This is a genomic window from Streptomyces sp. NBC_01463 (assembly GCA_036227345.1).
Taxonomy (GTDB): Bacteria; Actinomycetota; Actinomycetes; order Streptomycetales; family Streptomycetaceae; genus Streptomyces.
Map to the genome: position 1 here is coordinate 2,791,311 of CP109468.1, position 13,534 is coordinate 2,804,844.

Genomic DNA, 13,534 nt, shown 5'->3' on the forward strand with positions numbered 1-13,534 from the left:
CATGGGCGGCCGGACCGGCCGCGAGGGTGGCTCCGGCGACCGCGACCAGGGGCTTTCGTCCGGCGGGCGGCCTCTCGGCCCCCGCAGGTATCGTCAAACAGGCGATACCACCCGAACCGGACAACATACCGGACAAGAGACGACGGGAGAGCACGCGTGACGCGCAGCGTGTACGTGACCGGGATCGACCGGGGAGACGGCCGTCAGGTGGTCGACCTGGGAGTCATGGAGCTCCTGACGCGTCAGGTGGACCGGGTCGGGGTGTTCCGCCCCCTGGTCCACGACGACCCGGACCGGCTGTTCGAGCTGCTGCGGGCCCGCTACCGGCTCTCGCAGGACCCGGGCACCGTCTACGGACTCGACTACCACGAGGCCTCGGCGATCCAGGCGGAGCAGGGTACCGACGAACTGGTCTCCCGGCTCGTCGAGCGCTTCCACCGGGTGGCCGCGGACTACGAGGTGGTCCTCGTCCTCGGCACCGACTACGCCGCCACCCAGCTCCCCGACGAGCTGGCGCTGAACGCCCGTCTCGCCAACGAGTTCGGCGCCTCGGTGATCGCGGTGGTCGGCGGCCAGGACCAGGACGCGGAGTCGGTGAAGGCCGAGACCCGCAACGCGTACCGCGCGTACGCCGGTCTGGGCTGCGACGTCCTCGCGATGATCGTGAACCGGGTGGCCTCGGCGGACCGCGACGTGATCACGGAGCGGCTCTCGGCGACGCTGCCGGTGCCGTGTTCGGTGCTGCCGGACGACCCGGCGCTCTCGGCGCCGACGGTCGCGCAGATCACCGCGGCACTGGACGGCACGGTGCTGCTCGGCGACGACGCGGGCCTGGCCAGGGACGCGCTGGACTTCGTCTTCGGCGGCGCGATGCTGCCGAACCTGCTGAAGGCGCTGACGCCGGGGTGCATGGTGGTGACGCCCGGGGACCGGTCGGACCTGGTGGTCGGCTCGCTCGCCGCGCACAGTGCCGGCACGCCGCCCATCGCGGGCGTGCTGCTGACGCTGAACGAGCGGCCGGGCGAGGAGGTGCTCAAACTGGCCGCGCGGCTCGCACCCGGCACCCCGGTGGTCTCGGTGGCCGGCGGCTCGTTCCCCACCGCCGGGGAACTCTTCGCCCTGGAGGGCAAGCTGAACGCGGCGACGCCGCGCAAGGCCGAGACGGCGCTGGGGCTCTTCGAGCGACATGTCGACACGGCCGCACTCCTCGACCGGATCTCGGTCGCCCGCAGCGGCCGGGTCACGCCGATGATGTTCGAGCACGAACTGCTGGAGCAGGCACGCGCGGACCGGCGCCGGGTGGTGCTGCCGGAGGGCACCGAGGAACGGGTGCTGCGCGCCGCCGACGTACTGCTGCGGCGCGACGTCTGCGACCTCACCCTGCTGGGCGACCCCGACGTCATCCGCAAGAAGGCCGCGGACCTGGGCATCGACCTGGCGGGCACCCAGCTGATCGACCCGCAGACCTCCGAGCTGCGCAAGGCCTTCGCCGAGCGGTACGCGCAGCTGCGCGCGCACCGCGGGGTGACGGTCGAGCTCGCGTACGACGTCGTCTCGGACGTCAACTACTTCGGCACCCTGATGGTGCAGGAGGGGCTCGCGGACGGCATGGTCTCCGGGGCCGTGCACTCCACGGCGGCGACGATCCGGCCGGCGTTCGAGATCATCAAGACGAAGCCGGACGCCTCGATCGTCTCCTCGGTCTTCTTCATGTGCCTCGCCGACAAGGTCCTGGTGTACGGCGACTGCGCGGTCAACCCGGACCCGAACGCGGAGCAGCTCGCGGACATCGCCGTGCAGTCGGCCGTCACCGCGGCCCGCTTCGGTGTGGAGCCGAGGATCGCGATGCTCTCCTACTCGACCGGGACCTCGGGCACCGGCGCCGACGTCGACAAGGTCCGTGAGGCGACGGACCGGGTGCGCGAGAGCCGCCCGGATCTGATGATCGAGGGTCCGATCCAGTACGACGCCGCGGTGGAGCCGAGCGTCGCGGCGACGAAGCTGCCCGGTTCCGAGGTGGCGGGCCAGGCGACGGTGCTGATCTTCCCGGACCTGAACACCGGCAACAACACCTACAAGGCCGTGCAGCGCTCGGCCGGCGCGGTGGCGGTCGGCCCGGTCCTCCAGGGACTGCGCAAGCCCGTCAACGACCTGTCCCGGGGCGCACTCGTCCAGGACATCGTCAACACCGTGGCCATCACGGCGATCCAGGCACAGGGCGAGGAGTGACCCGCGACATGACCACCACCGAAGGTGCCGCAGCAGGCAAGGGAGCGAGCCGGGTGCTCGTCCTCAACTCCGGCTCCTCCTCCGTGAAGTACCAGCTCCTCGACATGCGCGACCACTCCCGGCTGGCGGCCGGGCTGGTCGAGCGGATCGGCGAGGAGACCTCCCGGCTCGTGCACACCCCGCTCACCGGTGGCGGCGGCGAGAGCCGGGAGCGCGCCGGCCGGATCCCCGACCACGAGGCGGCGCTCAAGGCGGCGGCCGAGGAACTGGCGGCCGACGGGCTCGGCCTCGACTCCCCCGAACTGGCCGCGATCGGCCACCGGGTGGTGCACGGCGGGCTCCGGTTCAGCGAGCCGACCGTGATCACGGACGAGGTGCTGACGGAGATCGAGCGCCTGGTGCCGGTGGCGCCGCTGCACAACCCGGCGAACATCACCGGCATCCGCACCGCCCAGGCGCTGCGCCCGGACCTGCCGCAGGTGGCGGTGTTCGACACGGCGTTCCACACGACGATGCCGGAGTACGCCTCCCGGTACGCGATCGACGTGGAGACGGCCGACGCGCACCGGATCCGGCGCTACGGATTCCACGGCACCTCGCACGCGTACGTCTCGCGCAAGACGGCCGAGCTGCTGGGCCGCGCCCCCGAGGACGTCAACGTCATCGTGCTGCACCTGGGCAACGGCGCCTCGGCCTCCGCGGTGGCGGGCGGCCGGTGCGTGGAGACCTCGATGGGACTGACCCCCTTGGAGGGGCTGGTCATGGGTACGCGCTCCGGAGACATCGATCCGGCCGTCACCTTCCACCTCAAGCGGGTGGCGGGCATGTCGGCGGACGAGATCGACGTCCTGCTCAACAAGAAGAGCGGTCTGGTGGGCCTCTGCGGCGACAACGACATGCGGGAGATCCGGCGCCGGATCGACGAGGGCGACGAGCGGGCGGCGCTCGCCTTCGACATCTACGTGCACCGGCTGAAGAAGTACATCGGCGCCTATTCGGCGGTCCTCGGGCGGGTGGACGCCGTGGTCTTCACGGCGGGGGTCGGTGAGAACTCGGCTCCCGTACGGGAGGCTGCGATCGCCGGTCTGGAGGAGCTCGGCCTGGTGGTGGACGCGGATCTCAACGCCGTACGGTCCGGCGCACCGCGGCTGATCTCGCCGGATTACGCACGGGTCGCGGTCGCCGTGGTGCCGACGGACGAGGAGCTGGAGATCGCGAACCAGACCTTCGCCCTGGTCGACAACTGAGCGCCCCCGCGCCCCTTTGTATCTTCCACCAGACGGAATATTCCGCAGCGAAACAAACCGATAGGATCCGCCTCATGCGCCGTTCCAAAATCGTCTGCACCCTCGGTCCCGCCGTCGACTCCCATGAGCAGCTCGTCGCTCTGATCGAGGCCGGCATGAGCGTGGCCCGATTCAACTTCAGTCACGGTTCCCACGCGGAGCACCAGGGTCGTTACGACCGGGTCCGCAAGGCCGCCGCCGAGACCGGCCGGGCGGTCGGCGTACTCGCCGACCTCCAGGGCCCGAAGATCCGCCTCGCGAAGTTCGCCGAGGGTCCCGTCGAGCTGGTCCGCGGGGACGAGTTCGTCATCACCGCCGAGGACGTCCCCGGCGACAAGTCGATCTGCGGCACGACCTACAAGGGTCTGCCCGGCGACGTCGCCAAGGGCGACCCGATCCTGATCAACGACGGCAACGTCGAACTGAAGGTCGTCTCCGTCGAGGGCCCCCGGGTCCACACCATCGTCATCGAGGGCGGGGTGATCTCCGACCACAAGGGGATCAACCTGCCGGGTGCGGCGGTCAACGTCCCGGCCCTGTCCGAGAAGGACATCGACGACCTGCGCTTCGCCCTGAGGATGGGCTGCGACCTGGTCGCCCTCTCCTTCGTGCGGGACGCCGGTGACGTCAAGGACGTCCACAAGGTCATGGACGAGGAGGGCCGCCGGGTCCCCGTCATCGCCAAGGTGGAGAAGCCGCAGGCCGTCGAGAACATGGAGGGCGTCGTCATGGCGTTCGACGGTGTGATGGTCGCCCGTGGCGACCTCGCCGTCGAGTACCCGCTGGAGAAGGTCCCGATGGTGCAGAAGCGCCTCGTGGAGCTCTGCCGGCGCAACGCCAAGCCGGTGATCGTGGCGACCCAGATGATGGAGTCGATGATCACCAACTCCCGTCCGACCCGCGCCGAGGCGTCCGACGTCGCCAACGCGATCCTGGACGGCGCGGACGCGGTCATGCTCTCCGCCGAGTCCTCGGTCGGCGCGTACCCGATCGAGACGGTCAAGACGATGTCGAAGATCGTCGTCGCCGCCGAGGAGGAACTGCTCTCCAAGGGCCTCCAGCCGCTGGTGCCGGGCAAGAAGCCCCGCACCCAGGGTGGTTCGGTGGCCCGCGCGGCCTGCGAGATCGCGGACTTCCTGAACGGTGAGGCCCTGGTCGCCTTCACCCAGTCCGGCGACACCGCCCGCCGCCTCTCCCGCTACCGCGCGGCCCAGCCCATCCTGGCCTTCACCACGGACGAGTCCACCCGCAACCAGCTGGCCCTCAGCTGGGGCGTCGAGGCCCACGTGGTCCCGCACGTGGACACCACGGACGCGATGGTGGACCTGGTCGACGCGGAGCTGCTGAAGCTGGACCGCTACAGCAACGGCGACACGATGGTCATCACGGCCGGCTCGCCCCCCGGCGTCCCCGGCACGACCAACATGGTGCGCGTGCACCACGTGGGCGGCCAGGAGCGCGACCGCGACTGACCGCGCAGCGGTTCCGTACGCGCTACGCGAGGGCGGTGCCCCGGTTCCAGCGGAACCGGGGCACCGCCCTCGGGCGTTGGGGCTACTGGGCCCTGAGACACCTCTGAAAGGCTGGCAGGAGTTGCGTATCAGGATCACGGCGTTCGACGGACCCCTCACGGTCCGGTTCGAGCCTTCGGGGATGGAGTACGAACTCACCGAAGGTGAGTACATGGACGCGAGCTTCCCTCCGGTTCCCGAGGGCCGGGTGGGCGGTCACGTACACCACTCTCCCGGTGCCGTGACCCTCTCCGAGCCGGCCGGCTCGCCGGGATTCACCCGGGCATGGAACATGGGCGGCGAGGAAGTCACGACCTGACCCGCGGAGGCACGTGCCACCGGGTAACAGACTGTGGGCCGTACCCCCGAGGGGGTACGGCCCACAGCCGTTGTGCGGCTCCCGGACGGGTCGGTGCGGGTCTCAGCCGGTGCCCTTGGTGAAGTAGTTCTGCAGACCCGGCACCGTCAGCGTCCCGCCGAACTGGCCTGCCTGCGTCACCTTCACGTTCGTGAAGAAGGCGAACGGCACGTTCAGCGGCGGCGGGGTCTCCGGGCTGAAGGTGATCGGGATGAGGCCGAAGAGGTTGCCCTTCAGCTCCTCCGTGTACATCGTCACCTCACCGTCGCGGATGGTGGAGGTGGAACCCTTCCGCGCCTTCACATGGCCGGTGACGCCCGACTGCGGGCCGACCGTCATCTGGTGGAGGTCCTTGATGTCGACGGACTTGGAGGTGAACTTCAGGACCTTCTTCGTGGTCCCGTCGCCCTTCTCCACCTCGACGATGCCCTTGTAGTCGAGCCCGCTCAGGGTGAGCAGCGAACTCTCCAGGATCCACGGGTCGTTCGGGAGGCGGGGGATGCCCTGCTCCAGATCGGCTGCGGCCAGGGCCTTCGGGTCGGCGGTCGGGCACGGGAAGGAGGGCTTGGCGCCGTCCGGGATGTCCTCGTCCGCCTTCGGGTCGAGTCCCTTGACGTCCTCGCCGAGCTCCTTGACCGGCTTGCCGGCCTTGTCAGCCGCGTCGCGGATGGCGTCGGTGGTCTTGTCGACCGTGTCCTTCGCCGCGTCCGTGGCCTTCTCGACGGGCTTGTCGGCGGCCTTGTCCGTGGGCTCCGCGGTGGCGGACTTCGAAGGCTCCGGGGTCGCCGTGGTGGCGCTGGGGGACGGGCTCGCCGTCTCCTTGTCCGGTCCGTCGAAGAGGTCCTTGAGCGCGTCGCCGAGGCCCAGCGGGTCGAGCGGGTTCTTCGACTTCGTGGGGCTGGGTGTCGCACTCGCGGCCGGGGCGTCGGCGCTCTTCTCGGCCGATTCGGTCTTCGCCTCGTCCGTGGCGCTCGCCGACGGGGTGGCCGTGGGCTTCTCGGTCGCCTCGTCGCTCTTGTCCGGCGCGGGCTTGCCGCTCTCGGTGGCAGACGGGGACGGCGTCTTCGACGCCGAGGGCGACGGGTCCGCCGACTCGCTCGGCTCGTCGGAGCGGGTCACGCAGGGGCCGGGTGCGAAGGGGATGTCCGTGCTGTCGTCGGCCATCGCGAGCTTGGGCGTGAGCCCCATCCCGACGAAGACGGCCGTCGGCATCGCGGCCAGTGCGAACGCCTTCTTGCCGGCGGGCATGTGCAGCTTCGTCAGGAGCGACTTCCTGGGGGCGGCGTGGCGCGGCCCTCTTCGCTCCTGGAGCCCGCCCTCGCCCAAGGCGTTCACCTGACTGTCGTCACCCCGCACGATGCCTCCCGCCGTCGACCTCAACTGTCGTGTCGTACTTCGCCGGCTGCTGCTCGGGGACACCCATCCCGTGGAGCGCGCCCCCGGGGTACGCCGCGGCGTGCTCCTCCTGCGCGTACGAGGGGGCGCCGGGCGCCTCATCGCCGAGGAGGACCGGCTCGTCGGCCTCGCCGAGCAGGCCTTGGTCCGGTGCGGCCTCGTCCGGCTGCGGCTTGCCCGGGACCCAGGACACGGAGAGCGCGCCACCGATCAGGGCGAACAGGAAGCCGATCAGGAAGCCGCCGATGTTGGCGACGGGTATGGAGATCAGCGCCAGCAGGATCGCCGCGACACCCGCGAACACCCGGACTATGTGGTGGAACCACATCGTCAGGCCCAGCGTGACGAGCAGGACCCCGATGATGAGCGATCCGGCGCCCGCGGTGGTGGACATGGCCAGCGTCATGTTGCCGAGGTGCATGTTCGCGTACGGGAAGTACGCGATGGGTACACCGCCCAGCATGGTGAACAGACCCGCCCAGAACGGCCGGTTACCCCGCCAGGTGCGGAAGCGCCGCCGGACGACGCTGAGGTAGTGCTCGTTCTGCCCTTGGGATTCGGGGCTCATGGAAAACAGCTCCCTGGAACCGGTACTGCTGTGAGAAAGAGAAGGGTGGGCGGCCGGGGGTCCGCGCTACGGCGTACCCCGGCCACCCGGGCGAGTGCTTAGTAGCACTCCTTGACGCCCTTGTGGAGCTTCAGCGACAGACCGGGCAGCTCGAACGTGCCGGCCGTCGTGGCCCATGCCCGCTGCTCGACCTTCTTCAGCGTGGCCACCTTGGCCCGCTGCGAGAAGCCGTACGGGTTGGCCTGCGTGCCGGGCTGGATGCCCGGGCCCTTCAGCGAACCGGCGGCGACGCCGATGTCGAGGTCCTCGAACTTCGCGTCCGCGTCGAGCTGCGAGACGTCGAGGTACAGGTCCTTGGCCTCGACCTTGCGGCCACCGGTCTTGTCCGGGTCACCGGCGGTGAGCTGGAGCGTCACGTTGCCGAGACCGAACGGCAGGTCGGGAGTGACGACCGACTGGCACATGTTGGTGATGGTGGCGCTGCTGAACCCGGACACGGCGACCGGGGCCGCCTGGTCCTTGCCCTTGAGGTCCTTGCCCGTCGCCACACTGCCGTACTGCACGAAGTCATGGCCGACCAGCTCATCCGCGCTGACCTTGAACTCCTGGCCGGACACGCTGAACGACGCGGCGAGCGCGCCCTGTGCCAGACCCACACCCACCGCGGCGGTGGCTATGACGCTCGGCACCATGACGACAGCGAAACGCTTCCATCTCGTGCCACCGCGAACCTGGGAACTCATACTTTTCCTCCTTCTCGGACGTACATCTCCGGCCTGGCATCCTGCCCGACCTGGGATGGGAGAAGTGCTACGTCCTCGGAAAGGAGAGCGCCCGCAAACGGAGACGTGAACCGCGTCCGAATCACTGGCGATCACCCCCGAGCGACAACCACTGGCCACGCGTTCGCGCAACCTGTTCGGACAGGCCCTGCCGGTGAGCAGGAACCCCCCTGTCCGGAACCGGCGCCACTGCCGCCGATCCACTCGGTGGGGACCCAACGGAGCCGCCGCACCGACTGGCAGCCGGACTGGCGTTATTGGACCGAGCGTGGCCGATCGTGGTCCATTCGCGGCCGTGACACAAGGGGGTTCGTTACTCGCTAGTAACGGCCCGATAACCGACCCACGACCGGGCGGCACCGACCGGCCACACAGGGTTGCCCCGACCGGGCAGACGAATGGCGTCATTGGCGATCGAAATCGGACAGATCCCGATGATCGATTTACTGCGAGTAACAGGGCATGCTTTTATCAAGATTTGGTAAAGCGAAGCCATCTCTTAGCGCCGGAACGCGAAAACGGCCGTGACCCCCGCCGGGGGCCACGGCCGTGTTGTCAGATCAGAACAAGACGCGCGCGAGTGCGGTCCGCGCGGCGCCGACACGCGGGTCCTCGGGGCCGATCACCTCGAAGAGCTCCAGGAGACGGACCCGTACACGGTCCCGGTCGTCACCGAAATTGCGGCGGACCGTCTCGACGAGCCGGCCGAACGCGTCCTCGACATGACCGCCGACCAGATCGAGGTCGGCCGCCGCGATCTGCGCGTCCACGTCACCCGGATCCCCGGCGGCGTCCTTGCGGACCTGCTGCGGGTCCATCTGCTGGACCCGGGCCAGGAGTTCCGCCTGGGCGAGGCCCAGCTTGGCCTCGCTGTTGGCCGGTTCGTCCGAGAGGACGTTCTTGTACGCCTGGACGGCGCCGGCGAAGTCATTGGCGTCCAGCGCCTGCGCGGCCGCCTCCAGCAGTGCGTCGTACGGTCCCGCGGGCACCTCGGGAGCCTGCGCCGCCTCGGGGCCCGCCTCGTCCTGGTCGACCGCGATGCCGGTGAGGCCGAACCGCTCCTCGCCCACCTGGATCAGCTGGTCCAGCGTCTCGCGGATCTGCGACTCGGGGGCGGCGCCCTGGAAGAGGGGCAGCGCCTGTCCGGCGACCACGGCGAAGACCGCCGGGATGCCCTGGATCCCGAACTGCTGCATCAGCATCTGGTTGGCGTCGACGTCGACCTTGGCCAGGACGAAACGGCCGTTGTACTCACGGGCCAGGCGCTCCAGGAGCGGGCCCAGCTGCTTGCACGGCTCGCACCACTCGGCCCAGAAGTCGATGACGACCGGGACCTCGGCGGAGCGCTGCAGGACATCGCTCTCGAATCCCGCCTCATCGACATCGATCACGAGGGAGGACGGGGGTACGGCTGCGGGGCCACCCTGCCGGGCGGTCTCGGCACGGGCCTGCTCCGCCTTCACCTTGGCCTCACCGGCCGCCTTCACCGCGGCGAGGTCGACGACGCCGCTCATGGACATGTTCCTAGGCTGCATGCGTACATCCTCCCCCCTCGGCGCACTGATCCGGAAAGCGATACGGGAACCGCGTCCGTCCGCAGCCCCCGCCGGTGTGCGAGGTGCACGGACAGACACGGTCCGAGGGCCCCTGAAGACCCGGTTCGGCACCCGGTCCCCACCCGGTGCCTGTGGCTGTCACTCGTTCGTCGCGCGGCGACGGCCCGGCCGTCGTCCTTACGCTACGACCCGTAGCGTAACTGGCACCCGCCCCCGGTGCACAAGAGTGTTCGGTGATCTGTCTCACGGCGAACGGGGTCGGCCGGTTCTGGCTACTGGCGGGTATGGTCACGGGATGCTGAGCCGCAGCCACCCCAAAGCCCCACGAACGGGACGTCCGCGCAGTGCCGCGGCCGACGAGGCGATCCTCGAAGCCACCAGAGCCTCGCTGGTCGACCTCGGCTGGTCGAAGCTGACGATGGGTGATGTGGCGACGCGTGCGGGGGTCGCGAAGACGACGCTGTACCGGCGCTGGGCGGGCAAGAACGAACTGGTCGTGGACGCGGTCGCGGTGCTCTTCGACGAGCTGGAACTGCCGGACCTGGGCAGCCTGTCCGCTGATGTGCAGGCGGTGGTGCTGCAGTTCGCCGCGCTGCTGGAGCGGCCGGAGACCCAGACCGCGCTGATGGCGGTGGTCGCGGAGTCGACCCGCGACGAGGCGCTGCGCACCCGCATCCGCGACTCGATCGTGGACCGGCAGAAACGTCTCGTCCTCCAGGGACGGCAACGGGCGCAGGAGCGCGGCGAACTGCCCGTCGAGCAGGACGAGGCCACGGCGGCCCTGACGGCCGACCTGATCTTCGACGTGATCGCCGGCGCGGTGGTGCACCGGGCCCTGGTGAGCGCCGAGCCCGTCGACGCGGACTGGGCCCGGCGCTTCACGCTGCTGCTCCTCGCGGGCCTGGGCGCGGCCGCCGCGGGCTAGGGGCTACGTCACTGCCAGGCGCAACTGCCCAGCGTGGCCCGGCCGGAGGCGACGAGGCGGTCCGCCTGCTTCGGTGCCATCAGCTTCGTGTGGTCGCCGTGGCAGACGACCGTGCGGTCCCCGTGCCCGGCGAGGTCCACCAGGATCTGGTCCCAGTGGCGGTACTGGACGTCATGGCCGGAGTCCGCGTACGTCCGCACCACCGGGGTGACCGGCAGCGCCTCGCGCCAGGTGGCGAGGGTGGCCGGCGGGACGGTGGTGTCCTTCTCGCCGCCGTAGAGGTACACCGGAGCCTTCAGTTTCGACAGGTCGGGGCCGGGGCGCTCGCAGTAGAGCCGCTGTTCGTGCACCTGCGGGGCCGGATCGGACTTCTGGCCGCGCTGGTTGTACGTGCGGGCCCCTTCCTCGTACGCGGTGTCGGCGAAGCCCGGGATGGACTTGACGGCGCTGTCGTCGGGGAAGGCCCACCAGGAGCGCGGGTCGGCGATCGAGTCCTTGACCGCGTCGGCCAGCGCGTCGTCGCTCAGGCCGCAGTACGCGGGCTTCTCGCCGTACGGCGGGAGCGCGGCGGCGAGGTGGAGGGCCTTGATGCGGCCGGGGGCGCGTGCGGCGAGCTCGGCGGCGTAGGGGCCGCCGCCGGAGATCGCGACGACGGAGACCTTGCCGACGCCGATCCGGTCCAGGACCTCCAGGGCGTCCTTCGCGAAGTCGGCCTTGCCCAGGGACTTGTCGTACTCCGTGTCGCCGAAGCCGTTGCGTTCCACGGAGATCAGGCGCAGGCCGAGGTTCTCGCGGGTGGTGCGGAAGAAGTCCGTCATGTGCGCCGCCCGGGCGCTCGTGCCGGTGCCGCCGATAAAGAGGACCGGGGTGCCGCCCCGGCGGCCCTCGTCGATGTAGTGCGCGGTCCGGCCGGTGGAGAGCTCCGCCGCCTTCACGTCCGGCCCCAGCGAGTCGAAGGTGTCCTGCACCCCCGGCTTCGGTGCCGGTGCGGCGCTGACCGCCGTGGAGCCGCTGACCAGCAGCGTTCCGAGTACGGCGAGTGCGGCGCCGGCCGCGGCGGTGATTCTCCCGGACAGTCTCACGGTGTTCCTCCAGGGGTGGTGCGGGTATCGCGGCTGCGCCTACCCGGACCCCCGGAGGTGACACCTGTAACTACCAACTACCTGTCAGAAGCCGGGCGGCTCCGTGTAGGTGCCCCACTCCTCGCGCAGCACCCCGCAGATCTCGCCGAGGGTCGCCTCGGCGCGGACGGCGTCGAGCATCGGCGCGATCATGTTGGAGCCGTCGCGGGCGGCGGCCAGCATCGCGTCCAGCGCGGCGGACACCCTGGCGTCGTCGCGGCCCTCCTTGCGGCCGGCGAGCTCCCGGACCTGCTCGCGCTCGACCTCGTGGCTGACCCGGAGGATCTCCAGGTCGCCGGTGACCGAGCCGTGGGCCACGTTGACGCCGACGACGCGCTTGTCGCCCTTCTCCAGGGACTGCTGGTAGCGGAAGGCCGACTCGGCGATCTCGCCGGTGAACCAGCCGTCCTCGATGCCGCGCAGGATGCCGGAGGTCATCGGGCCGACGGGGTGCCGCCCGTCCGGGTGGGCGCGGGTGCCGCGCTCCCGGATCTGGTCGAAGATCTTCTCGGCCTCCGCCTCGATCCGGTCGGTGAGCTGCTCCACGAACCAGGAACCGCCCAGCGGGTCGGCCACGTTGGCGACCCCGGTCTCCTCCATCAGCACCTGCTGGGTGCGCAGCGCGATCTCGGCGGCCTGCTCGGAGGGGAGCGCGAGGGTCTCGTCGAGGGCGTTGGTGTGCAGGGAGTTGGTGCCGCCGAGGACGGCGGAGAGCGCCTCGACCGCGGTGCGTACGACGTTGTTGTACGGCTGCTGGGCGGTCAGCGAGACCCCGGCGGTCTGGGTGTGGAAGCGGAGCCACTGCGCCTTGTCGGTCTTCGCGCCGTACGTCTCCTTCATCCAGCGGGCCCAGATCCGGCGGGCGGCGCGGAACTTGGCGATCTCCTCGAAGAAGTCGAGGTGCGCGTCGAAGAAGAAGGAGAGGCCGGGGGCGAAGGTGTCGACGTCGAGGCCGCGGGAGAGGCCGAGCTCCACGTAGCCGAAGCCGTCGGCGAGGGTGTAGGCGAGCTCCTGCGCGGCCGTGGCTCCGGCCTCGCGGATGTGGTAGCCGGAGACGGAGAGCGGCTTGTAGGCGGGGATGTCGCGGGCGCAGTGCTCCATCAGGTCGCCGATGAGGCGCAGATGGGGCTCGGGCTGGAAGAGCCACTCCTTCTGCGCGATGTACTCCTTGAAGATGTCCGTCTGCAGCGTGCCGTTGAGCACGGCCGGGTCGACGCCCTGGCGCTCGGCGGCGACCAGGTACATGCAGAAGACGGGCACGGCCGGGCCGCTGATCGTCATCGAGGTGGTGACGTCGCCGAGCGGGATGTCCTTGAAGAGGACCTCCATGTCGGCGGCGGAGTCGATGGCCACTCCGCAGTGGCCGACCTCGCCGAGCGCGCGGGGGTCGTCGGAGTCCCGGCCCATCAGCGTCGGCATGTCGAAGGCGACGCTCAGCCCGCCGCCGCCCGCGGCGAGGATCATCTTGTAGCGCTCGTTGGTCTGCTCGGCGTTGCCGAAGCCGGCGAACTGGCGGATGGTCCAGGTGCGGCCGCGGTAGCCCGTGGGGTGCAGGCCACGGGTGAAGGGGTACTCGCCGGGCCAGCCGATCCGCTCGAAGCCCTCGTAGGCGTCCCCGGGCCGGGGCCCGTAGACGGGCTCGACCGGGTCCCCGGAGAGCGTGGTGAAGTCCGCGTCGCGCTTGCGGGCCTTGTCGTAACGGGCCTGCCAGCGCTGGCGGCCTTCCTCGATCGCGTCTGCGTCCATGCCACCAATTTACTAGGACGTCCTAGTAAATGTCGATGACAAACCGCCCGGTGCTCG

11 protein-coding genes are annotated in these 13,534 nt (G+C 70.2%); 5 read left to right on the forward strand and 6 right to left on the reverse strand.

The annotated features are described in order from the left end of the window. Positions 1–156 precede the first annotated feature (156 nt). The 4 genes from pta to OG521_12070 all read left to right on the forward strand — a co-directional run bounded on the left by pta (position 157) and on the right by OG521_12070 (position 5,345). Positions 157–2,229, forward strand: a complete 2,073-nt coding sequence (gene pta, locus OG521_12055; GenBank protein WUW21480.1) for a phosphate acetyltransferase — start codon at positions 157–159, stop codon at positions 2,227–2,229. Positions 2,230–2,237: 8 nt separating this feature from the next. Next, complete coding sequence (locus OG521_12060) at positions 2,238–3,476, forward strand: acetate kinase (protein ID WUW21481.1); 1,239 nt, start codon at positions 2,238–2,240, stop codon at positions 3,474–3,476. Positions 3,477–3,550: 74 nt separating this feature from the next. Continuing rightward, complete coding sequence (gene pyk / locus OG521_12065) at positions 3,551–4,987, forward strand: pyruvate kinase (GenBank protein WUW21482.1); 1,437 nt, start codon at positions 3,551–3,553, stop codon at positions 4,985–4,987. 181 nt (positions 4,988–5,168) lie between these two features. Beyond that, a complete protein-coding gene (locus tag OG521_12070; protein ID WUW21483.1) occupies positions 5,169–5,345 on the forward strand; it encodes a hypothetical protein in 177 nt (58 codons plus the stop codon). Positions 5,346–5,447: 102 nt separating this feature from the next. Here the strand turns inward: OG521_12070 and OG521_12075 are convergent, their stop codons facing one another. The 4 genes from OG521_12075 to OG521_12090 form a co-directional block, all read right to left on the reverse strand. Further along, entirely contained in the window at positions 5,448–6,740 is a 1,293-nt protein-coding gene (locus OG521_12075; GenBank protein WUW21484.1) for a hypothetical protein, read from the reverse strand. Then, positions 6,730–7,347: a DUF6114 domain-containing protein gene (locus OG521_12080; GenBank protein WUW21485.1), complete on the reverse strand. Its 618-nt coding sequence runs from the start codon at positions 7,345–7,347 to the stop codon at positions 6,730–6,732. Before OG521_12080 ends, OG521_12075 begins: the two co-directional genes overlap by 11 nt. Positions 7,348–7,445: 98 nt before the next feature. Further along, complete coding sequence (locus OG521_12085) at positions 7,446–8,090, reverse strand: DUF6230 family protein (GenBank protein WUW21486.1); 645 nt, start codon at positions 8,088–8,090, stop codon at positions 7,446–7,448. Between the two features lie 599 nt (positions 8,091–8,689). Continuing rightward, on the reverse strand, positions 8,690–9,664 hold the full coding sequence (locus OG521_12090; GenBank protein WUW21487.1) for a tetratricopeptide repeat protein: 975 nt from the start codon (positions 9,662–9,664) through the stop codon (positions 8,690–8,692). Between the two features lie 316 nt (positions 9,665–9,980). Here OG521_12090 and OG521_12095 point away from each other — a divergent pair, with 316 nt between their 5' ends. Further along, positions 9,981–10,610, forward strand: a complete 630-nt coding sequence (locus OG521_12095) for a TetR/AcrR family transcriptional regulator (GenBank protein ID WUW21488.1) — start codon at positions 9,981–9,983, stop codon at positions 10,608–10,610. Positions 10,611–10,618: 8 nt separating this feature from the next. Here the strand turns inward: OG521_12095 and OG521_12100 are convergent, their stop codons facing one another. Further along, on the reverse strand, positions 10,619–11,692 hold the full coding sequence (locus tag OG521_12100) for an alpha/beta hydrolase (protein WUW21489.1): 1,074 nt from the start codon (positions 11,690–11,692) through the stop codon (positions 10,619–10,621). Between the two features lie 84 nt (positions 11,693–11,776). Next, positions 11,777–13,477 (reverse strand): methylmalonyl-CoA mutase family protein, encoded by a 1,701-nt coding sequence (locus OG521_12105; protein WUW21490.1) that lies wholly within the window; start codon positions 13,475–13,477, stop codon positions 11,777–11,779. Positions 13,478–13,534 lie beyond the last annotated feature (57 nt).

Coding starts and splice junctions, on each gene's coding strand:
- OG521_12085 (WUW21486.1), bottom strand. CDS start 8,090: ATGAGTTCCCAGGTTCGCGGTGGCACGAGATGGAAGCGTTTCGCTGTC.
- OG521_12080 (WUW21485.1), bottom strand. CDS start 7,347: ATGAGCCCCGAATCCCAAGGGCAGAACGAGCACTACCTCAGCGTCGTC.
- OG521_12095 (WUW21488.1), top strand. CDS start 9,981: ATGCTGAGCCGCAGCCACCCCAAAGCCCCACGAACGGGACGTCCGCGC.
- OG521_12070 (WUW21483.1), top strand. CDS start 5,169: ATGGAGTACGAACTCACCGAAGGTGAGTACATGGACGCGAGCTTCCCT.
- OG521_12090 (WUW21487.1), bottom strand. CDS start 9,664: ATGCAGCCTAGGAACATGTCCATGAGCGGCGTCGTCGACCTCGCCGCG.
- OG521_12105 (WUW21490.1), bottom strand. CDS start 13,477: ATGGACGCAGACGCGATCGAGGAAGGCCGCCAGCGCTGGCAGGCCCGT.
- pyk (WUW21482.1), top strand. CDS start 3,551: ATGCGCCGTTCCAAAATCGTCTGCACCCTCGGTCCCGCCGTCGACTCC.
- OG521_12060 (WUW21481.1), top strand. CDS start 2,238: ATGACCACCACCGAAGGTGCCGCAGCAGGCAAGGGAGCGAGCCGGGTG.